19 protein-coding genes and 1 other RNA gene are annotated in these 24,903 nt (G+C 66.8%); 6 read left to right on the top strand and 14 right to left on the bottom strand.

Annotated elements, in window-relative coordinates:
• Positions 1 to 6: 6 nt before the first annotated feature.
• From infB to rimP, 4 genes are all read right to left on the bottom strand, one after another.
• Entirely contained in the window at positions 7 to 2,655 is a 2,649-nt protein-coding gene (gene infB / locus MUU56_RS11615) for a translation initiation factor IF-2 (RefSeq protein ID WP_244767453.1), read from the bottom strand.
• Between the two features lie 101 nt (positions 2,656 to 2,756).
• The gene (locus MUU56_RS11610; protein ID WP_244767452.1) at positions 2,757 to 3,410 is read right to left on the bottom strand and encodes an RNA-binding protein; all 654 of its coding nucleotides are present in this window, start codon (positions 3,408 to 3,410) and stop codon (positions 2,757 to 2,759) included.
• 29 nt (positions 3,411 to 3,439) lie between these two features.
• A complete protein-coding gene (gene nusA, locus MUU56_RS11605) occupies positions 3,440 to 5,038 on the bottom strand; it encodes a transcription termination factor NusA (protein WP_064328814.1) in 1,599 nt (532 codons plus the stop codon).
• 132 nt (positions 5,039 to 5,170) lie between these two features.
• A complete protein-coding gene (rimP, locus tag MUU56_RS11600) occupies positions 5,171 to 5,782 on the bottom strand; it encodes a ribosome maturation factor RimP (protein ID WP_244767451.1) in 612 nt (203 codons plus the stop codon).
• A 257-nt stretch (positions 5,783 to 6,039) separates the two neighbouring features.
• On the opposite strand from rimP, the gene MUU56_RS11595 reads away from it, so the two are divergent.
• Entirely contained in the window at positions 6,040 to 7,668 is a 1,629-nt protein-coding gene (locus MUU56_RS11595) for an MFS transporter (RefSeq protein WP_244767450.1), read from the top strand.
• 47 nt (positions 7,669 to 7,715) lie between these two features.
• Here MUU56_RS11595 and MUU56_RS11590 read toward each other — a convergent pair whose 3' ends face one another.
• Both MUU56_RS11590 and recR read right to left on the bottom strand, forming a co-directional pair.
• Positions 7,716 to 8,981, bottom strand: a complete 1,266-nt coding sequence (locus MUU56_RS11590; RefSeq protein WP_398430184.1) for a lytic murein transglycosylase — start codon at positions 8,979 to 8,981, stop codon at positions 7,716 to 7,718.
• A gap of 169 nt (positions 8,982 to 9,150) precedes the next feature.
• On the bottom strand, positions 9,151 to 9,756 hold the full coding sequence (recR, locus tag MUU56_RS11585; RefSeq protein ID WP_244767449.1) for a recombination mediator RecR: 606 nt from the start codon (positions 9,754 to 9,756) through the stop codon (positions 9,151 to 9,153).
• A 60-nt stretch (positions 9,757 to 9,816) separates the two neighbouring features.
• Here recR and MUU56_RS11580 point away from each other — a divergent pair, with 60 nt between their 5' ends.
• Positions 9,817 to 10,428 (top strand): MOSC domain-containing protein, encoded by a 612-nt coding sequence (locus MUU56_RS11580; protein ID WP_244767626.1) that lies wholly within the window; start codon positions 9,817 to 9,819, stop codon positions 10,426 to 10,428.
• Here MUU56_RS11580 and MUU56_RS11575 read toward each other — a convergent pair whose 3' ends face one another.
• The 4 genes from MUU56_RS11575 to ffs all read right to left on the bottom strand — a co-directional run bounded on the left by MUU56_RS11575 (position 10,429) and on the right by ffs (position 13,517).
• The gene (locus tag MUU56_RS11575) at positions 10,429 to 11,040 is read right to left on the bottom strand and encodes a LysE family translocator (RefSeq protein WP_244767448.1); all 612 of its coding nucleotides are present in this window, start codon (positions 11,038 to 11,040) and stop codon (positions 10,429 to 10,431) included.
• Between the two features lie 35 nt (positions 11,041 to 11,075).
• Positions 11,076 to 11,399, bottom strand: a complete 324-nt coding sequence (locus tag MUU56_RS11570; protein ID WP_064328809.1) for a YbaB/EbfC family nucleoid-associated protein — start codon at positions 11,397 to 11,399, stop codon at positions 11,076 to 11,078.
• A gap of 76 nt (positions 11,400 to 11,475) precedes the next feature.
• On the bottom strand, positions 11,476 to 13,359 hold the full coding sequence (locus MUU56_RS11565) for a DNA polymerase III subunit gamma/tau (protein ID WP_244767447.1): 1,884 nt from the start codon (positions 13,357 to 13,359) through the stop codon (positions 11,476 to 11,478).
• Between the two features lie 60 nt (positions 13,360 to 13,419).
• An RNA gene (gene ffs, locus MUU56_RS11560) (signal recognition particle sRNA small type) lies at positions 13,420 to 13,517 on the bottom strand.
• A 71-nt stretch (positions 13,518 to 13,588) separates the two neighbouring features.
• On the opposite strand from ffs, the gene MUU56_RS11555 reads away from it, so the two are divergent.
• Both MUU56_RS11555 and nudC read left to right on the top strand, forming a co-directional pair.
• Positions 13,589 to 14,044, top strand: a complete 456-nt coding sequence (locus MUU56_RS11555; protein ID WP_398430187.1) for an HIT domain-containing protein — start codon at positions 13,589 to 13,591, stop codon at positions 14,042 to 14,044.
• Positions 14,041 to 15,015 (top strand): NAD(+) diphosphatase, encoded by a 975-nt coding sequence (gene nudC, locus MUU56_RS11550; protein ID WP_244767445.1) that lies wholly within the window; start codon positions 14,041 to 14,043, stop codon positions 15,013 to 15,015. The genes MUU56_RS11555 and nudC overlap by 4 nt, the downstream gene beginning before the upstream one ends.
• Before the next feature lie 5 nt (positions 15,016 to 15,020).
• Here nudC and MUU56_RS11545 read toward each other — a convergent pair whose 3' ends face one another.
• The 3 genes from MUU56_RS11545 to MUU56_RS11535 all read right to left on the bottom strand — a co-directional run bounded on the left by MUU56_RS11545 (position 15,021) and on the right by MUU56_RS11535 (position 16,979).
• Complete coding sequence (locus MUU56_RS11545; RefSeq protein ID WP_244767444.1) at positions 15,021 to 15,257, bottom strand: hypothetical protein; 237 nt, start codon at positions 15,255 to 15,257, stop codon at positions 15,021 to 15,023.
• A gap of 101 nt (positions 15,258 to 15,358) precedes the next feature.
• On the bottom strand, positions 15,359 to 16,210 hold the full coding sequence (locus MUU56_RS11540; RefSeq protein ID WP_244767443.1) for a prephenate dehydratase: 852 nt from the start codon (positions 16,208 to 16,210) through the stop codon (positions 15,359 to 15,361).
• 13 nt (positions 16,211 to 16,223) lie between these two features.
• Positions 16,224 to 16,979, bottom strand: coding sequence for a 3-deoxy-manno-octulosonate cytidylyltransferase (locus MUU56_RS11535; protein WP_244767442.1), 756 nt, complete (start codon positions 16,977 to 16,979; stop codon positions 16,224 to 16,226).
• 151 nt (positions 16,980 to 17,130) lie between these two features.
• Between MUU56_RS11535 and MUU56_RS11530 the strand changes: the two genes are divergently transcribed.
• On the top strand, positions 17,131 to 17,922 hold the full coding sequence (locus MUU56_RS11530; RefSeq protein WP_244767441.1) for a c-type cytochrome: 792 nt from the start codon (positions 17,131 to 17,133) through the stop codon (positions 17,920 to 17,922).
• A 73-nt stretch (positions 17,923 to 17,995) separates the two neighbouring features.
• Here MUU56_RS11530 and MUU56_RS11525 read toward each other — a convergent pair whose 3' ends face one another.
• A complete protein-coding gene (locus MUU56_RS11525) occupies positions 17,996 to 18,940 on the bottom strand; it encodes an AEC family transporter (protein ID WP_244767440.1) in 945 nt (314 codons plus the stop codon).
• Positions 18,941 to 19,449: 509 nt separating this feature from the next.
• Here MUU56_RS11525 and MUU56_RS11520 point away from each other — a divergent pair.
• Positions 19,450 to 24,900, top strand: a complete 5,451-nt coding sequence (locus MUU56_RS11520) for an alpha-2-macroglobulin family protein (protein ID WP_244767625.1) — start codon at positions 19,450 to 19,452, stop codon at positions 24,898 to 24,900.
• Positions 24,901 to 24,903: the final 3 nt, after the last annotated feature.

Genomic DNA, 24,903 nt, shown 5'->3' with positions numbered 1-24,903 from the left:
GGACGCTTACAGCGTACGGGTGATATGCTCCACGCGGAAGCACTCGATCTGGTCGCCGGCGCGGATGTCTTCGTAGTTCTCGAAGGCCATGCCGCATTCCTGGCCGACATTGACTTCCGAGACCTCGTCCTTGAAGCGCTTGAGCGTCTTGAGCTTGCCTTCGTGGATGACGACGTTGTCGCGAACCAGGCGCACGCCCACGCCGCGCTCGACCTTGCCTTCGGTGACGCGGCAACCCGCGACCTTGCCGACCTTCGTGATGTTGAACACCTCGAGGATCTCGGCGTAACCGAGGAAGGTCTCGCGGCGCTCCGGCGAGAGCAGGCCGGACATGGCCGCCTTCACGTCGTCCACCAGGTCGTAGATGATGTTGTAGTAGCGGATCTCGATGCCCTGACGCTCGGCGAGCGAGCGGGCCTGTGCGTTCGCACGGACGTTGAAGCCGATGATCGCGGCGTTGGACGCTTCGGCGAGCGAAATGTCCGATTCCGTGATGGCGCCGGCACCGGAATGCACGATGCGCACCCGCACTTCGTCCGTCCCGAGCTTTTCCAGCGCGCCGGCAATGGCTTCGATCGAGCCCTGCACGTCGCCCTTGATGAGCAGCGGGAATTCCTTGAGGCCGGAGCTCTGCAGCTGGCTCATCATCTGCTCGAGCGAGCCGCGCGAACCGGACTGGCGGGCAACGGCCTTCTCGCGGGCGAGACGCTGGCGGTATTCCGAGATCTCGCGGGCACGGCTTTCGTTCTCGACCACGGCGAACTTGTCGCCGGCGGCCGGCGTGCCCGAGAGGCCGAGCACTTCGACCGGCATCGAGGGGCCGGCCTCCTTGACGTGCTCGCCCTTGTCGTTGACGAGGGCGCGCACGCGGCCCCACTGGTCGCCCGCGACGACGATCTGGCCGGGCCGCAGCGTACCCGTCTGCACGAGAACGGTGGCGACGGCGCCGCGACCGCGATCGAGCTGGGCTTCGACGACGACACCTTCCGCGGTGCGGTTCGGGTTGGCCTTGAGGTCGAGGATTTCGGCCTGCAGCAGGATCGCTTCCAGGAGCTTGTCGAGATTCGTGCCGTTCTTGGCCGAGACTTCCACGTCGAGCGTTTCACCGCCCATGGATTCGACGAAGACCTCGTGCTGGAGCAGCTGCGTGCGGACACGCTGGACGTCTGCGGTCGGCTTGTCGATCTTGTTGATTGCCACGATGATCGGGACGCCCGCCGCCTTGGCGTGGTTGATGGACTCGATCGTCTGCGGCATCACGCTGTCGTCGGCCGCGACCACCAGGATCGCGATATCCGTCGCCTGTGCGCCGCGGGCACGCATCGCGGTGAACGCTGCGTGGCCGGGGGTGTCGATGAAGGTGATCTTGTGGCCGTTCTGCTCGACCTGGTAGGCGCCGATATGCTGCGTGATGCCGCCGGCTTCGCCAGCGACCACGTTGGCATGCCGGATGGCGTCGAGCAGCGAGGTCTTGCCGTGGTCGACGTGGCCCATGATGGTCACGATCGGCGGACGCGATTCCAGATCGCCCTCGTCGTCGGCAACGTTGAAGATACCTTCCTCGACGTCGGATTCGGAGACGCGCTTGACGGTATGGCCGAATTCGCCGGCGATGAGTTCGGCCAGGTCGGCGTCGATCAGATCGCCGGGCTTCATCATCTGGCCTTCCTTCATCAGGTACTTGATGACGTCGACGGCGCGTTCGGACATGCGCTGCGACAGTTCCTGAATGGTGATGGTCTCCGGCAGCACGACCTCGCGCGAAATCTTCTCGCGCGTTTCCTGCATCATGGAGCGCTTGAACTTCTCCTGACGGCGGCGCATGGCCGAGAGCGAGCGGCCGCGCTGTGCGCCGTCCTCGTCGGTCGCGGCGGTCGTCAGCGTCAGCTTGCCCTGGCGGCGGCCGTCGTCGGTCTTCGGACGGGCGGGCACCTTGGCGGGCTCCGGACGGGTGACCTTGCCGCGGTTGACGGGCGCACCGCCGCGCGGACGCTTGTCGCCGTCGTCATCGGCTTCGTGGCGGCCACGGCCGGCAACCGGCGCTACCGCCGGCGTACGGGTCGGCTGCGGGCGGGTTTCGGCAGCGGGAGCGGCAACGGCCGGCTTTGCCACCGGCTGCGCGACGGCCTCTTCCACGGCGGGAGCGGGCGCGGCGGCCTCGGCGGCACGGCGCTCGGCCTCTTCCTTCTCGCGGACGAGGCGTGCCTCTTCCTCGGCCTTGCGGCGGGCTTCCTCTTCCACCTTGCGGCGGGCCTCGTCCTCGGCGCGCTGGCGCGCTTCGGCGGCGTCGCGGATCTGCGCTTCGGCAAGCGCGCGGCGACGGGCCTCGACCTCATCGGGGGAAAGCTGGTTCAGCACCACGCCGACACGCGGGCGGCTCTGCTCATGCTGCTGTGGCGCCGGGCGCGAGTGTTGCTGCACGGGGCGCGTCTGCTGCGGTTCGGGCTGGCGCTGCTGCACGGGCGTGACGGGCGTCACCGGCCGCTCGTCTTCCGGGCGGTTGATGCGGCGCTTGCGGGTCTCGACCACGACGGCCTTCGTCCGGCCACGACCCATGTCCTGGCGCACGGTTCCCTGCTGAACCCCCGAGGGCTTCAGGCTCAGGGTCTTCTTGCCAGCCACGCTGATCGTCTTGTCGTCTTTGTTGTCGGTCATTCCGTTCCGTTCCTAAGATCAGGGCCGGATGCGTATCACCAGACCCCGTCGTTCAATTGTGTTCCAATGCGATTTCGGCCGGCGGAATGCCGGTGACCGCGTCATTGGTTTGTCTGGCCAGCGCCACCTTTTGCCATCATTTGGCTGTCGCCCCGGTATTTCTCGAGCATGATTGCGCGCTTCACTACACCCTCACCCGCCTGCCCTGCAAGCGCCGCGGCATGGATAAAAGCATTCTGGCCCAAAAGGCCCTCCAATTCGCCCTCCGAAAAGAGCCTGAAGGAGGGTATTTCCGTTTCGTCTTCGGTGAGGAAGCTTGCCGCCCGCCTCGCCTGGTCGATCTTTCTCACGCCGTCCTCGGCCGCGTCCGTCGCGTGGAACACGGCAAGAGCGGCCAAAGACCGCACCGCCTGGTCCACCTTGGTGGAGCCGGTGATGAACTGGCCGGCCTTGCGCGCCATGTTCATCATGCCCCCGAGCTGGGCCGCCAGAAGCCGGTCCACCTCGGCCCCGAGCTCCGGGCCGGCCTTCGCCTCCGCCTTCAGCGCCCGCGGGAAGAGCTTCCTGGCGATCGCCTTGTCGACGATCGCCCGTTCGGCCTTCACCCAGCATCCACGTCCGGGAAGCTGACGCTTCAGGTCCGGCACGACGCTGCCGTCCGGACCGGCGACGAAGCGGATCAGATCGTCCGCCTCGCCTCTTTCGCGCGTCACGATACACATGCGGTCGTTCACGCCGTCGTCCTTCTTACCCATACCACGGCGTCTCCAGCCGCGGGACGCCGTCAGGCGTCCTGCTCGGCCCCGTCGACAGCCGGCTCTTCAGCCGCGATGTCCTCTTCCGTGATCCAGCCGGCCGCAAGGCGCGCCTGGACGATCATGGCTTCGGCTTCGGCGCGCGAGACCTCGAACTTCGAGAACAGGCCCTCGAACTTCTTCGTCTCGCCGTCCTTGCGCTCCGACCAGCCGACGAGGTCGTCGGCGGCGCAGCCGGCGAAGTCTTCCATCGTCTTGATGCCGTCCTCGCCGAGCGCGACGAGCATCTGGCCCGTCATGCCGTCGATCTGGCGCAGGTCGTCGGAAACCCCGAGCTCCTTGCGCTTGGCATCCATCTCGGCCTCGATGCGGTCGAGATATTCGCGGGCGCGGGTCTGGATCTCCTGGGCCGTGTCCTCGTCGAAGCCGTCGATCGAGGCGATTTCGTCGAGATCGACATAGGCCAGCTCCTCGACGGCGGCGAAGCCTTCGGAAGCAAGCACCTGGCCGACCATCTCGTCGACGTCGAGCGAATCCATGAACAGGTTGGTGCGCTCGTTGAATTCCTTCTGGCGGCGCTCGGACTCCTCGGCTTCCGTCAGGATGTCGATGTCCCAGCCGGTCAGCTGCGAGGCGAGGCGCACGTTCTGGCCGCGGCGGCCGATGGCGAGCGAGAGCTGCTCGTCCGGAACGACCACTTCGATGCGCTCGGCATCCTCATCAAGAACCACCTTGGCGACTTCCGCCGGCTGCAGGGCGTTGACGATGAAGGAGGCCGGATCCTGCGACCACGGAATGATGTCGATCTTCTCGCCCTGCAGTTCGCCGACGACGGCCTGGACGCGGGAGCCGCGCATACCGACGCACGCGCCGACCGGATCGATCGACGAATCGTTCGAGATGACGGCGATCTTGGCGCGCGAGCCGGGATCGCGGGCGACCGACTTGATCTGGATGACGCCGTCGTAGATTTCCGGCACTTCCATGGTGAACAGCTTCACCATGAACTGCGGATGGGTGCGCGACAGGAAGATCTGCGGGCCACGCTGCTCGCGGCGCACGTCGTAGACGAAGGCGCGGACGCGGTCGCCGTAGCGCATGTTCTCGCGCGGGATCATCTCGTCGCGGCGGATGATGCCTTCGCCGCGGCCGAGATCGACGATGACGTTGCCGTATTCGACGCGCTTGACCGTGCCGTTGACGATCTCGCCGATACGATCCTTGTATTCGTCGTACTGGCGGTCACGCTCGGCCTCGCGCACCTTCTGCACGATGACCTGCTTGGCCGACTGGGCGGCGATGCGGCCGAAATCCATCGGCGGCAGCGGATCGGCGATGAAATCGCCGAGCTTGGCGTCCGGGTTGCGGTCGCGCGCCAGTTCCAGCGGGATCTGGGTCGAATAGTCCTCGGCGTGCTCGACGACTTCCAGCAGGCGCTGGAGGCGGATTTCGCCGGTCTTGGAATTGATGTCGGCGCGGATGTTCGATTCCGTGCCGTAACGCGAGCGGGCCGCCTTCTGGATGGCGTCGGCCATCGCGGCAAGCACGATCTCGCGGTCGATGACCTTTTCACGGGCCACGGCATCCGCGATCTGCAGAAGCTCAAGCCGGTTCGCACTGACTGCCATTGTCTCAGGTCTCCATGGTCAGGCCGGGGCCTTGGCCTCCGGCATCGGGGAGCGGCGCACCGCTCCGGTTCCGTCCTCTCCGTCCCGCCCGCAAAGAGGGCAACGCCCCCGGGACGGAACGCACTCACAAACTTATTCGTCGCCGTCTTCGTCGTTCTGGTTCGCGGCCTGCGCGGCCTTGGCCTTCTTGTCGGCGGCGAGCGCATCGCGGATCAGGTCGTCGGTCAGGATCAGCCGGCCTTCGGCAAGCGCCGTGAAGGGGATGACAACCGTCGGCTCATCGCCGGGGGCGGGCTGGTCCCGCTCCAGGGTGAAGCCGTTTTCGTCCGCCGCCGTGATCGTGCCGCGGAAGCGCTTGCGCCCGTCGACGAGGATCGACGTCTCGCATTTCAAGAGGTGGCCGAGCCAGCGCGAAAAGTCCGACTTGCGGACCATCGGCCGGTCGATGCCGGGCGACGAGACCTCGAGATGATACGCCTTGTCGATCGGATCCTCAACGTCGAGCACCGGCGAGACGGCCATCGAGACCTTCTCGCAGTCCTCGACCGTCATCGTGCCGTCCGGCCGCTCGCACATGATCTGCAGCGTCGCGCCGTTCTGCGCCGAGAGGCGCACGCGCACCAGCTGGTAACCGATCTGCTCGATGGTCGGCTCGATGATGTCGGCGACGCGCCGGTCGAGGCCGGTCTCGACGATCAGCCGTGGCTCGATCGCCGCATTTCCTGTCTCACTCGTGTCGGACATGACATGCCCTCCCGGGATAGTCGTTATCATGCACTCGATCGGGCCAATAAAAAAGAGCGGGTCCTCGCGGGCCCACTCTTCATCTGACGATCAAGAATTTGCGGCTGATATAGACCGTGTCTGTCACAATTGCAAGGTCGGTCCTCTTGCTCACCTGTGGGCGGCGGGATCGCACAGCTTTTGCCGCCACCGGCTTGCCCCTTTCGTCCTATGGACTAGATTGTCGACAACGCTGCGTCGAGAATGAGTGCCTGCCTGTGCCAGACCGGACATCCCCCCTCGCCCCTTTCAGGAACGAAACCTTTCGGGTGATCTGGGCGGCGAGCCTGATCTCCAATTTCGGCGGGCTCATCCAGTCCGTCGGCGCGGCCTGGATGATGGCCTCGATCACCTCCTCGGCCAACATGGTGGCGCTGGTGCAAGCCTCGACCTCGCTGCCGATCATGCTGTTCTCCGTTGCCGCCGGCGCGCTCGCCGACAATTTCGACCGGCGCAAGCTGATGCTGACGGCGCAGTGTTTCATGCTGGCCGTCGCGATCGGCCTGACGCTCTGTACGTGGTACGGCGTCATCACGCCCTGGCTGCTTTTGACCTTCACCTTCCTGCTCGGCTGCGGCACGGCGCTCAACAACCCGGCCTGGCAGGCCTCCGTCGGCGACATGGTGCCGCGCGAGGACCTTCCCGCCGCCGTCTCGCTCAACAGCATGGGCTTCAACCTCACCCGCAGCGTCGGCCCGGCCATCGGCGGCGCGATCGTCGCCGCGGCGGGGGCGGCCGCCGCCTTCGCCGCCAATGCGCTCAGCTATTTCGCCCTCCTCTATGCGCTTTTCCGCTGGAAGCCGAACATCTCGCCGAGCGGCCTGCCGCGCGAGGATTTCGGCCGTGCCATATCGGCTGGCCTGCGTTACGTCTCTATGTCGCCAAACCTCGGCAAGGTGCTCCTGCGCGGCTTCGCCTTCGGCCTTGCGACGAGCTCCATCCTCTCGCTCCTGCCGCTGATCGCCCGCGACCTCGTTTCGGGCGGGCCGCTGACCTACGGCATCCTGCTCGGCTGTTTCGGGCTCGGGGCGATCGGCGGCGCGCTGATGAATGCGCGGGTCCGCGAGCGCTTCGCGACAGAGACCATTGCCCGTCTCGCCTTCACCGGCTTTGCCGTCAGCGCCGGGGTTTCGGCGGTCAGCGCCTCGGCGCTGCTGACCGGGGCCGTGCTGCTGATCGCCGGCGCCTCCTGGGTCATGGCGCTCTCGCTGTTCAACACGACGGTGCAGCTTTCGACGCCGCGCTGGGTCGTCGCCCGCGCACTCTCGCTCTACCAGACGACCACCTTCGGCGGCATTGCCGCGGGCAGCTGGCTCTGGGGCACCACGGCCGACACGCACGGCGCCGAGGCCGCGCTCCTTGCCTCGGCCGTCGTGATGATCGCCGGCGCGGCGCTCGGCCTGCGCTTCAAGCTTCCCGAGCTGCAGAGCCTCAATGTCGATCCGCTCAACCGCTTCAGCGAGCCGGACCTGCCGCTCGACCTGAAGCCGCGCAGCGGCCCGATCGTCGTTCTGATCGACTACGAGATCGCCGAAGGCGACATACCGGAATTCCTGGAGGCGATGACCGAGCGGCGGCGCATCCGCATCCGCGACGGCGCCGGCCAGTGGGCGCTGATGCGCGACCTCGAGAACCCGACGGTCTGGACCGAGACCTACCATGTGCCGACCTGGGTGGAATATGTGCGCCACAACCAGCGCCGCACCCATGCCGATGCCGCCAACGGCGAGAAGCTGCGCCTGCTGCACAGCGGCGCCGAGCCGCCTCGGGTCCACCGCATGATCGAGCGGCAGACGATCGTGCCGCACGAATACGAGCGCTTCAAGCGGCAGATCGACATCCATTGAGGGCGCCGAAGCCCGTCCCGCTCCTGCCAGCCGGATGGGCGGGAACTCTACCGAAGCTTCGCCTTGAGCGAGGCATCCGGATAGCAGGTCGGCGTCAGGCCGCTCTTGGCCTGCCAGTCGCCGAGCGAGCGGCGGGTCTTGTAGCCCGGCAGGCCGTCGACCTTGCCGACATCGTAGCCCTTGGCGACGAGCGCCTTCTGCATGGCAAGCACATCCGAGCGCAGCATCTTGCCGACATCGCCCCATGCGCCGCGGAACGGGCCGCTGCCGTAGGCGATGCGATCGGCAAGGTTGCCGATGAAGAGGGCATAGAGGTCGGAATTGTTGTATTCCTTGAGCACGTAGAAATTCGGCGTGACGATGAATTCCGGCCCGTGCGTGCCGGCCGGGACAAGCATCATGCCGGACGCCTTCGCCTCGCCGGAGGGAAAACCCTTGCCGGAAATGCGCGTGATGCCGCTCGACGCCCATGCGGAGATGGGCTTTGCCAGATCCGGCCCCTCCTGCGCGCAGGAGACGCCCGTCGGGATCGATACCTCGTAGCCCCAGCCGCGGCCCGCCTGCCAGCCCTTTTTGGCGAGGTAGTTGGCGATCGAGGCGAGGCTGTCCGGCACCGAACCCCAGATGTCGCGCACGCCGTCACCGTCGAAATCGACGGCATATTGCAGGAAGCTGGTCGGCATGAACTGCGGCTGGCCGAGTGCGCCGGCCCACGAACCCTTCAACTCAGCCACCGTCCGGTCGCCGCCGTCGACGATATGCAGCGCCGCGATCAGCTCCTTGCGGAACATGTCCTTGCGCGTCGACATGAAGGCCTTGGTGGCGAGCACCTCCACAGCCGAATAAGGGATCTTCGCGCTGCCGAAGCCGGATTCCCGGCCCCAGACGGCGACGACGACCTCGCCCGGCACGCCGAAGCGCTGCTCGATCCTGCGCAAGGTCGCAGCGTGGGTCTTGGCGAGCCGGCTTCCCGTTCCCGCCAGTCCCTGCAGGCGCTTTTCGGAGAAATAGGCATCGGGCGAGGAGAACTCCGCCTGGCTCTGCGCCTGCTCCGTCTTCGGCCTTGAGCCGGGCGGCACGAGGTCGGGCAGGTCCCAGTTGAGCGCCACGCCCTGCATCGCCGCGCGAAACGTCTTTTCGCTGACGCCGGTCTTCTGCGCGGCCGGCCAGAGGTCGCTGTCGATCCAGACGCGGAACATCTTCTCGACCTCGGCCTTGGAGGCGGCTTGGGCGGGAAGGGCCATCGCGATGACGGCAAGCGCGAGGAGCGATGCGAGGCGGGTGGCGATACCCCCCTCTGCCCTGCCGGGCATCTCCCCCTCAAGGGGGGAGATCGGCAAGGAATTCGCCCTTTCAGCAATCTGAAGAGTCAACGATTGGCGAGAGGCTGCCGCGGGTCGATCTCCCCCCTTGAGGGGGAGATGCCCGGCAGGGCAGAGGGGGGTGAGCCGTAAAAGCCAGCCTAGCATGAACAAACCTCCCTCAAATCGCCGTGCGGGCGCGCAAGGCGGCCGTCAAGGTTCCTTCGTCGAGATAATCCAGCTCCCCGCCGACCGGCACGCCATGGGCGAGCCGGGTGATCTTCACCTCGAGGCCGGAGAGCTGGTCGGTGATGTAGTGCGCCGTCGTCTGCCCCTCGACGGTGGCGTTGACGGCGATGATCAGTTCGCGCACGCCGCCCTTGACCACGCGGTCGACGAGGCCGCGGATGTTGAGATCGTCGGGTCCCACGCCGTCGAGCGGCGAGAGCGTGCCGCCGAGCACATGGTAGGCCGCGTTCATCGCGCCGGCGCGCTCCAGCGCCCAGAGGTCTGACACGTCCTCGACGACGATGATGACCGCATGGTCGCGCCGCACGTCCGTGCAGACGGTGCAGGGATCGCTCGTATCGACATTGCCGCAGCACGAGCAGATGCGCACCTTGCGATGCGCCTCGCCCATCGCATCGGCGAGCGGGCCGAGCAGCTGGTCCTTCTTCTTGACGAGATGCAGCGCGGCGCGGCGCGCCGAGCGCGGGCCGAGGCCCGGCACCTTCGCCAGGAGCTGGATGAGTTTTTCGATTTCGGGGCCGGTGACTCGTTTTGCCATTGCCGGTATCTAGCCCATATCCAAGGGAAACGGAATCCATCTTGCTGGAGGCAGCGCTTGATCAGAATTCTCGCCGTTTGCACGGGCCTTGCCCGTCCGCTTCCCGGCAAAAGCTACAAGACGGGCATTTTCAAGACGCCGACCGATGCGGCCGTGGTCGTCGACCGCGAGGGCCTGCTGGGCGACGCGATCTGCAACCGGAAACACCATGGCGGCCCGGAACAGGCCGTCTACGGTCTGGGCTCCATCGACCTTGCCTGGTGGTCGAAGGAACTCGGCCGCACGCTGGAGCCGGGAACCTTCGGCGAGAACCTCGTCATCGAGGGCCTCGACAGCCGCAGCGTCTCGGTCGGCGACCGGATCGAGACGGAGAGCGTGCTGCTCGAAGTGACCTCGACGCGCATTCCCTGCAACACGCTGACCGCCCGCATGGGCGACCCGGCCTTTGCGAAACGCTTCATGCAGGCGGGGCGGCCGGGTTTTTACTGCCGCGTGCTGCGGGACGGGGTGATCCAGGCCGGTGACCCGGCAACCTATACGCCCTTCGACGGCGCGCCGGTGACCATGCCGGAGCTGCTGCGCACCTATGGCAAGAACGTTTCGGAGGAAGACCGTCTGCGCTATCTCGCCGCCCCGATCAACGACAAGCTGCGCGCGGCCCTCACCGGCTGATCAGCGGGTGGCGATGGCCGCCGCGGCACCGGCCATGGTGCCGGCGCTGAGGCGGTTGGCGATGCGCACGGCGCGCGGGCTTTTCAGGAACAGCCGGGCGCGCGAGGCGAGGAAGACCCAGGCAAGGTCGATCGCGACCAGCACGACGAACATGGTCGCGACCAGTTCGGCCCAGCCGACGAGGGTAACGGCGCCAAGATCGATGATCGCCGGCAGGAGCGCGACGTAGAACATCATGATCTTCGGATTGCCGAGCGTCACCGTCAGGCCGGCGAAGAACAGCTTTGCGCCCGAGCGCGCCTCCGGCAGGGCGCCGTCGCCGGTCTCCACCGGCGCGAACCACATCTTCCACGCGAGATAGAGAAGGTAGGCGACGCCCAGCCACTTGATGGCGACGAAGGCGGCATGGAAGCTCTCGGCGATGGCCGCAAGGCCGAGCACGGCGCAGGTGAGCCAGATGCCCTCGCCGATCCACATGGCGGCGAGGAAGGGCAGCACGTCCCTTGCCCCGCGCGACAGCACGCGGGCGACAAGCGCCGCGATGCTCGGGCCGGGCGAGCCGGCCGCCATCATCAGCGCGCCGGCAAAGACAATGAGGGTCATCAGGCTCATCGAAGGTCCTCCTCGGAAAGCGTGACCCTACAGGATCAGAACGGCAGTTTGAAGCCGGGCGGGATCGGCAGGCCGGCGGTCAGCGCCTTGGTCTTTTCGGCAGCCTCGGCCTCGGCCTTGTCCTTGGCGTCCTTGTGGGCCGCGACGATCAGGTCCTCGAGGATTTCCACGTCGTCTTCCTTGAAAAGCGAGGGGTCGATCTTCAGGCCCTTGAGATTGCCCTTACCGTCGAGCGTGACCGAGACGAGGCCGCCGCCGGAGGTGCCGTTCACCTGGAGGGCGGCGATCTCCTCCTGCATCTTCTCCATCTTGGCCTGCATTTCCTTGACCTTGCCCATCATGCCCATGATGTCGCGCATCGGCCTCTCCTCTTTCTGACTGGATGTTAGAGCATTTGTTTTCGTGCAATTCCGCCATGCACCTCGGCTGGAACTGCTAGTGTTCGATATCGTCGCCGGGCAGGATATCGCCCTCGGCGGATTCCGCGACGGCCGCGACCTCGACGGTCTCGGGCTCGTCTTCCGTTTCCTGGACCTTGATGCGCACGTCCATGATCTTGGCACCCGGGAAGCGCTGCAGGATGGCGGCCACGTCGGGGTCCTGGCGCGCATCGGCGACGCGCGCTTCCTGCGCCATCGTCTCGGCCTCGGACAGCGTCGGCCCGCCCGGTTCGCGCGACAGGATCACCATCCAGCGTATGCCGGTCCATTCCTGCAGCCGGTTCGACAGGTCGTTGACGAGCGACTTCGGCGCATCGTTGGCAAGGCTGATCTCGAGGCGCCCGGCCTCCACGCTGACCGGCCGCACGAAGGCGCGCACGAGGGCGCGCAGGCGGATGTCGCGGTTCTTCGTGCAAAGGTCGGCAATGTCGGCGACCGACTTAACCGGTACCTTCGGCTCGGCGGCCGGCTGCTCGGCCGGGGCGGTCTCGATGCGGCCGACCGGCTGGGATGCGGGCTCGGCCTGCGGCACGGGACGCAGCATGGTCACCGCCGCGCCGCCCGACTGGGCGCGCTGGGCCGGTACCTCCGGCGAACGGGAAACGGCGGCGAGCGAGGCCTGCGCCGTCGGCTGGCCGCCATAGCCGCCGGATTGCGGGGCACGCGCGCCATTGCCGCCGCCCTCGCCGCTCGAGAGCTCGGCGAGGCGGCGGGCCGCCTCTTCCGGCGACGGCAGGTTGGCGGCGTGCGCAAGGCGGATGATGACCATCTCGGCGGCGCCCGCCGGGCGGCTGGAAGCCTCCGTCTCCGGAATGCCCTTCAGCAGCATCTGCCACATGCGCGACAGCGCGGTGACGGCGATGGAATTGGCGAACTCGACGCCGCGCACGCGCTCGATCTCGCTCAGAGACTGGTCGCCGCTCGCATCGGGCACATATTTCATGCGCGTGACGAGATGGGTGAAGTCGGCAAGGTCCGTCAGCACGACGGGCGGGCTGGCGCCGGCCTCGTATTGCGCGGAAAACTCGGCGAGCGCGGCGGCGGCATCGCCCTTCACGACATGTTCGAAGAGATCGACGATGCGCGCGCGGTCGGCAAGGCCGAGCATGCCGCGCACGGCGTTCACCTCGACGCGGCCGCCGCCATGGGCGATCGCCTGGTCGAGCAGCGACAGGCCGTCGCGGGCCGAGCCCTCGGCGGCGCGGGCGATCATGGCGAGCGCATCCGGCTCGAACTCCACGCCTTCCTTGCCCAAGATGGTGGTGAAGAGGCCGACAAGGTCGGAGGCGCCGATGCGCCGCAGGTCGAAGCGCTGGCAGCGCGACAGGACGGTGATCGGGACCTTGCGGATCTCGGTCGTCGCGAAGATGAACTTGACGTGTTCCGGCGGCTCCTCGAGCGTCTTCAGGAGGCCGTTGAAGGCCTGCGTCGAGAGCATGTGCACTTCGTCGATGATATAGACCTTGTAGCGCGCCGAGACCGGACGGTAGCGCACCTGCTCGATGATCTCGCGGATGTCGTCGATGCCGGTATGGGAGGCGGCGTCCATCTCGATGACGTCGACATGCCGGCCTTCCATGATGGCCTGGCAATGCTCGCCGGGCACGCGAAGGTCGATCGTCGGGCGGTCGATCTCGGATGTCTTGTAGTTCAGCGCGCGGGCGAGGATGCGGGCGGTCGTCGTCTTGCCGACGCCGCGAACGCCGGTCAGCATGTAGGCCTGCGCGATGCGCCCGGTCTCGAACGCATTGGTCAGCGTGCGGACCATCGGCTCCTGACCAACCATCAGGTCGGAGAAATCCTTGGGGCGGTATTTTCGCGCGAGAACCCGGTAGGCGGCGGGTTTTTCGCTGGACGGATTGGGGGTTACGTCGCTCATAGACCCTGCCGCTAATCGAACTTTCAGTCCCGACAGGACGGCCAGGATCAGGACGGTAAGGTGGGAGGCTGGCACGATGACCCGTGCCGGGGCTCGTTAGGGCTGCTTCCTTCCGGACCTGACCCGGTTGGCGAGTGGCTCGTCCACCACCAACCTCCCGTCCCCCATATCGGCAATATTCCATCCGAATGCAAGCGCGGCCGATAAAAAACTGTTGGAGCGAATTTGGATGCCGTGGCATGACTCTAGAAAACAGGCATGCCGGGAGACCCCCTTGAGCGACTTTCACCTTGACGAACGGATCGTGCGCGACAGCGACCTTCTGACGAAGATCGGCCTTTGCGAGCTGCGCCTGATGAAGGACGGCCGCTGGCCCTGGCTGATGCTGGTGCCGCAGCGGCCGGATGTCAGCGAGATCGTCGACCTGACACCGCTCGACCAGACCATGCTGACCTTCGAGACGACCCTGGTCGCCGAAGCGCTGAAGAAGGTGACCGGGGCGGAGAAGATCAACGTCGCCGCGCTCGGCAACATCGTCCGCCAGCTGCACGTCCATGTCATCGCGCGCAGCAAAGGCGACCCGAACTGGCCCGGCCCCGTCTGGGGTTTCGGCACCGCCGAGCCGCGCTCGGCCGACGAAACCAAGGCCCTCGCGGCCAAGATCCTGGACGCGCTCACGCCATGAAGCCATCGCTCTTCGACCTCTACCGCCCGCACCCCGAACCCAGCACCATGGTGGCCTTCGCGGAGAACAGCCTCGACCGCCAGTCGGAGCACCGCGCGCCGGACTGCCTGGAACAGGCCTTCAAGGCCGAGACCGTGCATGCCTTCGCGATCGCCGGAGGAAAGCTCGTCGTCAAGCATGACGAGAAGATCATCGACCCGCTGTTTGCGCCCTATGAGCTGGCCGAGCTCGGCCCGGTGCCGGAGGAGGCCATCCTGCTCGGCTACCTGAAGAACGGCGAGCCGCGGCTGGCGATCCCCGTCAAGGCCGATCCCGAGACCCTGCAGGAGCCGCTGAGGGCGGCGGACGGGCGCACGCTCTACCGCCAGCAGATGCTCGACGACGACCTGCTCGGCCAGTTCGCCCAGGCCTCCAGCCTGATGACCTGGAACGGCAACAACCGCTTCTGCGGCAAGTGCGGCGCGCCGACCCGCTCGGAGATCGGCGGCTACCGCCGCGTCTGCGAGGCGTGCAGCCACACGATCTTCCCGCGCACCGATCCAGTCGCCATCATGCTGATCATCGACATCGAGCGGGACCTCTGCCTGCTCGGCCGCTCGCCGCATTTCCCCGAGGGCATGTATTCCTGCCTCGCCGGCTTCCTGGAGCCGGGCGAGACGATCGAGCATACGGTGCGCCGCGAGACGCTGGAGGAATCCGGCATCAAGGTAGGCCGCGTGCGCTACCATGCCTCGCAGCCCTGGCCGATGCCGCATTCGCTGATGATCGGCTGCTACGGCGAGGCGATCTCCTTCGACATCCGCCGTGACGAGCAGGAGCTGGAGGATTGCCGCTGGTTCACCCGCGAGGAGACGGCGGCGATGATCGCGCGCAGCGCCATGTCCGGCGTTGCGCCCGGCGCCACGACCCCGCCGCCGAAGGGCGCCATCGCGCATCGCCTGATGCGCGACTGGCTGGACTGGGCGGTCTGAGCCGCTCAGCGCCAGCCGAGATGCGGCCGGTCGCCCGGATGCTCGCGCAGCCGGAGGCGCGGCGCCAGAAGCCGGGCGATGACGGGGCTTATGAGGAAGGTGACGACGATCCAGGCCGGCAGCAGGTATTTGGCCTGCGCGTTGAGCGCCGGCACGGCGAGGATGGCGATGGTGCCGACGCCGAAGACGACGGCGTTGACCATCAGCGAGACGAGGATCGTTATGTGGGTGATCGTGCGCATGGGCATCTCCTTTCCCGGAAAGGGCCGCCGTCTGCGGCCCGCTTCCTTTGGAAATGCCCCTGCGGCGGGCCGGTTCCGGCCCGCCTGACGATCGTCAAGTTTCAGAAGGCGCTACGCATCGGATGGGCGCGATAGGTGCCGAGGATGCGGACCTTTTCGGAGAAGAAGCGCAGCTCCTCCAGCGCGCGGCGCACCGGCAGGTCATCCGGATGGCCCTCGATATCGGCATAGAACTGCGTGGCGTAGAACTTGCCGCCGATCTGGTAGCTTTCCAGCTTCGTCATGTTGATGCCGTTCGTCGCAAAGCCGCCGAGCGCCTTGTAGAGAGCCGCCGGAATGTTGCGCACGTTGAAGACGAAGGTGGTGACGATGATCTCGTCCCCGTCGCGTTCCGCCGGCGCCGCATCGCGCGACAGCACGACGAAGCGGGTGACGTTGCTTTCCGTGTCCTCGACATTCTCCGCGACGATGGAGAGGCCGTAGAGATCGGCCGCAAGCCGCGGGGCGAGCGCCGCCATGGTGCGGTCGCCGGTCTCCGCGACGAGCTTGGCCGCCCCTGCCGTATCGCCCGCGATCACCGGCTTCCAGCCGTTGAGGCGTACGATCTTGCGGCACTGGCCGAGCGCGTGGATATGGCTGTGCACGGTGCGGATCTCGTCCTTCGCCACGCCCGGCAGCACCATGAGCTGGAAGCGGATCGGCATGAAATATTCGCCGACGATATGCAGCCGCGATTCCGGCAGCAGATGATGGATGTCGGCGACGCGGCCGGCGATCGTGTTCTCGATCGGGATCATGCCGAGGTCGGCATCACCATTCTCGACGGCCAGGAACGCATCCTCGAAGGTCTGGCAGGGCAGCGGCTCCATGCTCGGGAACATGTCGCGGCTGGCCATGTCGGAATTGGCGCCAAACTCGCCCTGGAAGGCGATCCTGTTGGTCTTCATGATCATGGCAGGGTCCGTGTCAGATGGGGTTGGCCGCGAGCATCGCGCGGGCCTTTTCGAGGTCGGCCGGAGTATCGACACCCAGCGGAACGGTGTCAACGATCTCCGCATCGATGCGCATGCCCGCCTCGAGGGCGCGCAGCTGCTCCAGCGATTCCCGCTTTTCGAGCGTCGAGGGCTTCAGCGCGACGAAGGCTTCCAGCGCCTTTCGGCGATAGGCATAGAGGCCGATATGATGATAGAGCGGCCCCTTGCCGTGCGGCGCCGTCGCACGCGTGAAATAAAGGGCGCGCAGGCGGTTCTCGCCAAGCGGCGAGCCGACGACCTTCACGACGTTCGGGTTGGTCTTCTCCTCCTCGTCGCGGATCTCGGTGGTCAGCGTGGCGATGTCGGTCGCGGCGTTCTCCAGCGGGCGAAGGGCGGCGCGGATCGTTTCCGGGTCGATCGTCGGCAGGTCGCCCTGCACGTTGATGATGATCTCGGCCCGGCCCCCGGGGTCGCTCCTGGTCAGCGCCTCATGGATGCGGTCGGAACCGGACTGGTGGTCGACGCGGGTCATCACCGCCTCGAAGCCGGCGGCCACCACCGCGTCGAAGATATCCTGGTGATCGACGGCGACGACGATCCGCCCGACATCGGCCTCGGCCGCGCGGCGCGCAACCTGCACGATCATCGGCAGGCCCGCAATATCGGCGAGCGGCTTGCCCGGAAGCCGGGTCGAGGCCATGCGCGCGGGAATGAGGACGAGGGTCCTGTCAAAATTGGCGGAATTCATCTGCAGCCCTTCAAAACCCCCGGGAAAAGTGTCAAAAAGTCTCAGTGCGGGGGCTACAATCACTGTTGCAACGAAGCAGCAAAAGACATAGGTTCCGCGCGATTTCAAGACTGGCCGGCGTGTGTCCGCCGGTTCCTAGGGGAGCGTTTGGATGAACTCTTATGTGAACATGGGCGTGGGTGCCCTGCTCGGCACCGTTTTCGTACTTATGTCCGTGTCGATCGCTTCTGAAGGCATTTTCCATTCGGGCGCCCCCGAGAAGGAAGGCTTCGCGATCGTGGCCGAGGAAACCGGCGGCGAGGCAGCCGGCGGCGGCGAAGCCGCTGCAACCGTTCCGATCGCCACGCTGCTCGCCACCGCCGATGCGGCCGCCGGCGAAACGGCCTTCAAGAAATGTGCGAGCTGTCACACCTCGGAGAAGGGCGGACCGAACAAGGTCGGACCCGGTCTCTGGGACATCGTGAACCGCCCGGTCGCCTCGCATGAGGGCTTCAGCTATTCCGCCGGCATGACCACCTTCTCCGAAGGCCACAAGGTCCTCTGGGACTACGATCACCTCAGCTACTTCCTGGAAGCGCCGAAGAAGCACGTTCCCGGCACCGCCATGGGCTTCGCCGGCCTGAAGAAGAACGACGAGCGCGCCAACCTGATCGCCTATCTGCGCACGCTTTCCGACAATCCGGCGCCGCTGCCGACCGTCTCCAACGAAGGCGCGGATGCAGGCTCCGCCGCGCCGGCCGACGGCGCGACCGCCACCGAGGGCGCGGCTCCCGCTGACGGCGCCGCCACGACGACGGAAGGTGCTGCGCCCGCCGATGGCGCCGCAACGACGACGCAAGATGCCGCACCCGCAGAAGGCAGCGCAACGACGACCGAGGGCGCGGCCCCGGCCGAAGGCGGCACCGCCACCGAGGGCACCACGACGGAACAGCCGGCTCAGTAAGACGCCAGCGCTTTAGAGACGAAAAACCCGGCCATCGCGCCGGGTTTTTTATTGCCGCAGCGAAGAAACAGCTTCACCCCAGAAGCCAGGCCCAGAAAGAGACGGTGAAGACGCCGAGCGCCGTCGTCATGGTGATCGTCGAGGAGGCGAGCGCATGGCCGACGCCGAAATGGTTGGCGAGCAGCCAGGCATTGATGCCCGTCGGCACCGACGAGCACAGCACCATGGCGGCCGTCCATTCCGGGCTGAGGCCGAGCAGCCGGCAGGCGACGTAGACGGAGCCCGGCAGCAGCACGAGCTTGAGGCTGGTCATCGCAAGCGCGATGCCGGCATTGCCGCCGACCTTGTACTTGTTGAGCGCCATACCGATCGAGATGAGCGCCGCCGGCGCTGCCGCCCCTGCGAGTTGGTCGACCACCACCTTCACGGGGCCAGCGAGCGGCACGCCACCCGTATGGAACAGCGCCCCGGCGACGAGGCCGATCACCAGCGGATTGCGCACCAGGCTCCTGCCGATGCCGAGGAGGAGCGTGCCGATACGCTGCGGCTCGCGCGTGCCGTCCTTGCGTTCCGCCCGCTCCATCAGGATCGTGCCGGCGATCATCATGACGGGCAGGTGTACGGAGAGCAGCACCGAGATCGCCACCAGCCCTTCCTCGCCGACGATGCGCGAGACCAGCGGCAGGCCGATGAAGACGGTGTTGGCGAAGGCGGAGGAGACGCCGGCGAGCACGCCGATCCGCCGGTCGCGCCTGAAGCCGAGCGTGGCGACGAGGTGCGCCACCGTCCAGGTGAAGGCGACGCCGGCGAAATAGCCGACCCAGATGCGTAGCGGCGATTCCCCGGCGAAATCCGCCTCCGCGATGGTGCGGAACAGCAGGACGGGAACGGCCACCCGGAAGACGAACTCCCCGAGCCCCTCGCCCAGCGCCTCCCGCAGGTAACCGGTGCGCACGAGCAGCCAGCCGATGAAGATCAGCGCGAAGATGGGCAACACATTGAGGGCGACGTCGGACATGAAACCGTCCCGGAAAGCAGGGAGAAACCGGCAGGACGGCCGTCCTGCGGGCTTCATGGGTAGGGCAATCCTTCTGGAGGGTCCAGCGCGAAAGGGCGGCGCGCAAATGAAAAAAGCGAGGGTTATCCCCCCGCTTCCTCATCCCGGCCTGGCCGGGGAAGTGTTCCGCCCGGGTGCCAGTACATCCGTGGTCACCGCGCTTGCGAAACACGACTTTCGTGTCTGACGAAGTTTCTACCGGCCCGCTGTTACAGCGATATGACAGAGAACGTTCGCCCGTGATCCGAAGTCTGCGCCGATATGGTTAACAAAAGGTTAACGCGACGCCGCGCCAAAAATTTTGCGGTCCCGGCGATTGAACGGCAAACCTGAAACGTCTTCCCCCTGGTTCCATGCGCCACCCCTTCCGGCCCTCCCGACGCGCTCCGTCTTTCGATTGACAAGCCGCATCCGGGTCTGGACAGTGGCGGCGGCAACGAGATGGGCAGCGTTAGGAGGACTTCATGTCTATGCGCGCATTCTTCGGTTTCTCGGCACTTCTTCTGGCTGCCGTCGCCTCCCCTCCCCTTCCCGCAGGCGCACAGGAAACGCGCACCGTGGTCACCTCTGAAAACAGCGACTATTTCGGTTTCGACCTGCGCACGGTGCAGGACGTGACGCTCGACCAGTGCAAGACCGACTGCATCGACGACCTGTCCTGCCGCGCCTTCACCTATAATCCCAAGGTGAAGTGGTGCTTCCTGAAGAGCGACTTCAACCAGCTCAACCATTTCCAGGGCGCCGTTGCCGGCAAGATCGTGCGCGCGGATGCCGCCGCCGATATCGGCGCGCCGCCGGCCTTGGCCTTCATCAGCGACTACATGATGAACGATGCCCGCTCCTTCCGCGATAACCTGTCGCTTGCCACCCAGCACACCGGCCAGGGCGCCGAAAGCCTCGCCTCGCTCGGCCGCATCGAGACGGCCTCCAGCCGCTTCGACCAGGCGCTGATCGCCTTCAGGGGCGCGCTCAAGCTCGCACCGGACGACTACTATCTCTGGATAGAGACCGCCGAATCCATGGGCCGCGCCGTCAACAACAGCTATCTCGCCAGCCAGGGTGCGCTTGCGGCGATCAACGCCTACCAGCTTTCGCGCACGACGGAGACCCGCGCCCGCGCACTCGCCGTGCTCGCCGACACGCTCGACAAATCGAGCAACTACCGCGCCGGCATCAACGCCTACAAGGCGAGCCTCGCGCTGAAGGAGGACGTCGCTGTGCGCTCGGCCTATCTCGGCCTTCGCGCCCGGCAGGGCTTCCGCGTCGTCAATCACACGATCGATTCCGACAGCGCGAGCCCACGCGCCTGCGTCGAGTTCTCCGAACCGCTCGTCAAGTCCGGCGCGGACTATGCTTCCTTCGTCACGCTCGACGGCGCCGCGCCGAAGGCCGTGGAGGCGAAGGACCGGCAGATCTGCGTCGAAGGCCTCACCCACGGCCAGCGCTACAAGATCGCGTTCCGCCCCGGCCTGCCCTCCGCCGTGGACGAGCCGCTGGCTTCCGCCGTCGACCTCGACGTCTATGTGCAGGACCGCGCCGCCATGGTGCGCTTCACGGGCGACGGCTTCGTGCTGCCGGGAAGCGTGCGCCGCGGCATCCCGATCGTTTCCGTCAACACCGACAGCGCCGACCTGAAGCTCTACCGCGTCGGTGACCGCGCGATCACCTCGCTGCTTTCCGAAAGCCGCTTCCTCACCCAGCTCGACGGCTATTCCGCCAGCCGCATCGAAAACGAGAACGGCGAACTGGTCTGGGAAGGCAAGATCGACATCTCGCCCGAGCTCAACAAGGACGTCGTCACCAGCTTCCCGGTCGACGAGGCGCTGCCGGAACGCAAGCCCGGCGTCTACGTCCTGACCGCCGCCGCCTCGAACGGCCGCTCGAACGAATGGGATGCCAAGGCGACGCAATGGTTCGTCGTCTCGGATGTCGGCCTCACCACCTATGCCGGCACGGACGGCCTCAACGTCTTCGCCCGCTCGCTCGACAGCGCCGGACCGCTCGACGGCGTCGAGCTCCAGCTGATCGCCAAGAACAACGAGGTGCTCGGCACCGCGACGACCGATGCGGATGGCCGGGCGACCTTCACCGCCGGCCTGATGCGCGGCACCGCCGCCAACACGCCCGCCGTGATCCTCGCGAAGAAGGGCACGTCGGACTTCGTCTTCCTCGACATGACGCGCGCCGGCTTCGACCTTTCCGACCGCGGCGTCACCGGCCGCCCGGCACCGGGCGCCATCGACGTGCTCGCCTGGACCGAGCGCGGCATCTACCGCGCCGGCGAGACGGTGCACGCGACGGCGCTCGCCCGCGACATCGAAGCCAATGCCGTGGAAAAACTGCCGCTCACCTTCGTCTTCAACCGCCCGGACGGCGTGGAGGACCGCCGCATCGTCAGCGATGGGGCCGCGCTCGGCGGCCATGCCGTCGACCTGCCGCTGCAGGAAAACAGCATGCGCGGCACCTGGACCATGCAGATCTTCACCGATCCCAAGGGCACGGCGATCGGCGAAAAACAGTTCCTCGTCGATGATTTCGTGCCCGACCGCATCGAATTCGACATGACGAGCGAGGCGAAGGCCATCGAGGCCGGCGTTCCCGCCGAAGTCTCCGTCGAGGGTCGCTATCTCTACGGCGCACCGGGCGCCGGCCTTGAAATCGAAGGCGACGTCGCGCTGAAGCCGACGCGCCAGGACGCCGCCTTCCCCGGCTATGTCTTCGGCCTTGCCGACGAGGAGGCGCTCGAGGAGAGCACCACCTCGCTCGAAGACCTCGACGTGCTCGACGACGACGGCAGGGCGACCTTCGAGGTGAACGTCGCCGACCTTCCCTCGACCACCCAGCGCCTCGAGGCGCTGGTCACGCTGCGCATGATGGAGGAAGGCGGCCGCGCCGTCGAACGCAACCTCACCCTGCCGGTCAGGGCACCCGGCACGATGATCGGCGTGAAGCCGGAATTTACCGGCGAGCTTCCGGAGAACAGCGTCGCCAACTTCCATGTCGTCGCCGTGGCGCCGGATGGCTCCAGGCAGGCGATGCAGGGCATGCCCTGGAAGCTGCTCGCCGTCGAGCGGAACTACCAATGGTATCGCGAGGGCAGCTCGTGGCGCTACGAGCCGGTCCTTGCGACCAGGCAGATCGCCAATGGCACGGTCGATGCCGGCGCGGATGGCGGGCGCATCTCGGTGCCGGTCACCTGGGGCCGCTATCGCCTCGAAGTGGAAAGCGCCGAGCCGGACGGCCCGGCGACCAGCATCGAGTTCGACGCCGGCTGGTACGTCGCCGCGACCTCGACGGAAACGCCGGACGCACTGGAAATCTCGCTCGACAAGGAAAACTATGCGGTCGGCGACACGGCCAGGCTGAAGATCTCGCCGCGCCATGCCGGCCAGGTGCTGATCACCGTCGGCGCCGAAAGCCTGATCGCCACGAAGACCGCCGCCATCGGCGCCGAGGGCGGCGAGGTGGAAATCCCGGTCACCAGGGAATGGGGGCCTGGCTCCTATGTCACCGCGACGCTCTTCCGTCCGGGCACCGACCAGGAAAGCCGCATGCCGATGCGCGCCATCGGCATCACCTGGCTGAAGGTCGATCCCGCCGACCGCAAGCTGAACGTCGCGCTCGACGTGCCGGAAAAGACGCTGCCGCGCCAGCCGCTCGACATCGCGCTTGCGATCAACGGTGCGGGCGCGAACGAGGAGGCCTATGTCACGGTCGCCGCCGTCGATGTCGGCATCCTCAACCTCACCCGCTACGAAGCGCCCGATCCGGCCGGCTGGTACTTCGGCCAGCGCCGGCTCGGCATGGAGATCCGCGACCTCTACGGCCGGTTGATCGACGGTTCGCTCGGCACCACGGGGCGGCTGCGCACCGGCGGTGATGGCGGCGAAGGGGCGCTGTCGGGCAATCCGCCGACCGAAAAGCTCGTCGCCTTCTTCGCCGGTCCCGTGAAGCTCGATGCCGAAGGCAAGGCCAGGGTCAGCTTCGACATCCCGCAGTTCAACGGCACGGCCCGCATCATGACCGTCGCCTGGACGAAGACCGGCGTCGGCAGCACATCGAAGGACGTCGTCATCCGCGATCCCGTCGTCGTGACCGCGAGCCTGCCGAAATTCCTCGCCCCCGGGGACCGCGCCGACCTGAGGCTCGACATCGCCAATACCGATGCCCCGGCCGGCGACTACACGGTCGAGGTCACCCACAACGCCTCCGTGATGGTCGAGCAGACCGGTGCCGGCCGGACGCTGCGGCTCGAGCCCGGCGGCAAGTCGGCGCTCACCCTGCCGCTGATCGGCGGCGAGGCCGGCGACGGCGTCGTGACGGTCAAGCTCTCGAACGGCGCCGGCCTGTCGCTGGAACAGGCGCTCAACGTGCCGGTGCGCCCGGCCGCCATGCCGATCACCACGCGCCGGCCGATCGAGATCGCCGCCAATGGCAGCCTGACGATCGACGACCAGCTTCTGGCCGACAGCCAGCTTGCCGGCGCCTCCGTCAGCCTCAGCGTTTCGCGCGCCGCGGCCTTCGACATCCCGGCGCTCCTGATGGCGCTCGACCGCTATCCCTATGGCTGCACGGAGCAGACGACCAGCCGCGCGCTGCCGCTGCTCTATCTCAGCGAGCTTTCCAAGCAGTCCGGCCTTGTCGAGGACACGGAAACGCAAAAGCGCGTGCAGGATGCGATCTACCGGGTGCTCGCCAACCAGTCCTCCTCCGGCAGCTTCGGCCTCTGGGGGCCGAGCTACGGCGACCTGTGGCTCGATGCCTTCGTCACGGACTTCCTGACGCGGGCCCGCGAGCAGAAGTTCGACGTGCCGGAACAGGCCATGCTGCAGGCGCTTTCCAACCTGCAGAACGCGCTCTCCTACGACGTCAACGTCTCCAGCCAGGGCAACGAGATCGCCTATGCGCTCTATGTGCTCGCCCGCAACCGCAAGGCGGCCATCAGCGACCTGCGCTACTATGCCGACACGAAGCTCTCGGAGTTCTCCTCGCCGCTCTCCCGCGCGCATCTTGCCGCTGCGCTCGGGCTCTACGGCGATGCCCAGCGCTCGATGACGATCTTCTCCAATGCGCTCGGCCTGTCGCGCGACAGCGTGATGAACGCCAGCCTCTCGCGCACCGACTACGGTTCGTCGCTGCGCGACGGCGCCGCCATCCTGGCGCTGGCCGCCGAGGCGCGTCCGGTTCCGACCATCATCCCGGACCTGACGAAGCTGGTCGCCAAGCAGTGGGAGGACAAGCGCTGGACCAGCACGCAGGAACAGACCTGGATGCTGCTCGCCGCCCGTTCCGTGAAGGATGCCGACAAGGGCCTGGCACTCGAGATCAACGGCACCGCGCATTCGGGCGGCTATGCCGCGCAGATGACGGGCAAGGCGCTGATGGACAACCCGCTGACGGTTGCCAACCGCTCCGGCGAGCCCGTCTCGGCCATGCTGACGACGGTCGCGGCGCCGGCCGATCCGCTGCCGGCCGGCGGCGACGGCTTTGCCATCGAGCGCAGCTACTACACGCTCGACGGCGAGGAGGCGAACGTCTCCGAGGCGACGCAGAACGAGCGCTACGTCGTGGTGCTGAAGGTGACGGAGCACAATGACTGGCCGTCGCGCATCATCATCACCGATCTCCTGCCCGCCGGTTTCGAGATCGACAATCCGAGCCTCGTCGACAGCGCGAAGCTGGCGAATTTCGACTGGATCGGCGAGATCGAGCCGGCCCATACGGAGTTCCGCTACGACCGTTTCGTCGCGGCCTTCAACCGCAGCGCGGGCGACAACCGCGAGGTGACGCTCGCCTATGTCGTGCGCGCCGTGACCCCGGGCACCTACGACCACCCGGCCGCGCAGGTGGAGGACATGTACCGTCCGCAATATTCCGCCCGCACGGCGACCGGCCGCATGCAGGTCGTCAAGGCCGAGTAGGGA

It is taken from the genome of Shinella yambaruensis (genome assembly GCF_022899355.1).
Lineage (GTDB): Bacteria > Pseudomonadota > Alphaproteobacteria > Rhizobiales > Rhizobiaceae > Shinella > Shinella yambaruensis.
Note: the sequence above shows the minus strand (reverse complement) of the source record. Positions and strands in the feature narration are given on the sequence as shown.

Coding starts and splice junctions, on each gene's coding strand:
- recR (WP_244767449.1), bottom strand. CDS start 9,756: ATGGCAAAACGAGTCACCGGCCCCGAAATCGAAAAACTCATCCAGCTC.
- MUU56_RS11520 (WP_244767625.1), top strand. CDS start 19,450: ATGCGCGCATTCTTCGGTTTCTCGGCACTTCTTCTGGCTGCCGTCGCC.
- nusA (WP_064328814.1), bottom strand. CDS start 5,038: ATGGCAGTCAGTGCGAACCGGCTTGAGCTTCTGCAGATCGCGGATGCC.
- MUU56_RS11565 (WP_244767447.1), bottom strand. CDS start 13,359: ATGAGCGACGTAACCCCCAATCCGTCCAGCGAAAAACCCGCCGCCTAC.
- MUU56_RS11590 (WP_398430184.1), bottom strand. CDS start 8,981: ATGCCCGGCAGGGCAGAGGGGGGTATCGCCACCCGCCTCGCATCGCTC.
- MUU56_RS11545 (WP_244767444.1), bottom strand. CDS start 15,257: ATGCGCACGATCACCCACATAACGATCCTCGTCTCGCTGATGGTCAAC.
- rimP (WP_244767451.1), bottom strand. CDS start 5,782: ATGTCCGACACGAGTGAGACAGGAAATGCGGCGATCGAGCCACGGCTG.
- MUU56_RS11570 (WP_064328809.1), bottom strand. CDS start 11,399: ATGCGCGACATCATGGGCATGATGGGCAAGGTCAAGGAAATGCAGGCC.
- MUU56_RS11610 (WP_244767452.1), bottom strand. CDS start 3,410: ATGGGTAAGAAGGACGACGGCGTGAACGACCGCATGTGTATCGTGACG.
- MUU56_RS11535 (WP_244767442.1), bottom strand. CDS start 16,979: ATGAATTCCGCCAATTTTGACAGGACCCTCGTCCTCATTCCCGCGCGC.
- MUU56_RS11530 (WP_244767441.1), top strand. CDS start 17,131: ATGAACTCTTATGTGAACATGGGCGTGGGTGCCCTGCTCGGCACCGTT.
- nudC (WP_244767445.1), top strand. CDS start 14,041: ATGAAGCCATCGCTCTTCGACCTCTACCGCCCGCACCCCGAACCCAGC.
- MUU56_RS11555 (WP_398430187.1), top strand. CDS start 13,589: ATGCCGTGGCATGACTCTAGAAAACAGGCATGCCGGGAGACCCCCTTG.
- MUU56_RS11540 (WP_244767443.1), bottom strand. CDS start 16,210: ATGATCATGAAGACCAACAGGATCGCCTTCCAGGGCGAGTTTGGCGCC.
- MUU56_RS11575 (WP_244767448.1), bottom strand. CDS start 11,040: ATGAGCCTGATGACCCTCATTGTCTTTGCCGGCGCGCTGATGATGGCG.
- MUU56_RS11525 (WP_244767440.1), bottom strand. CDS start 18,940: ATGTCCGACGTCGCCCTCAATGTGTTGCCCATCTTCGCGCTGATCTTC.
- infB (WP_244767453.1), bottom strand. CDS start 2,655: ATGACCGACAACAAAGACGACAAGACGATCAGCGTGGCTGGCAAGAAG.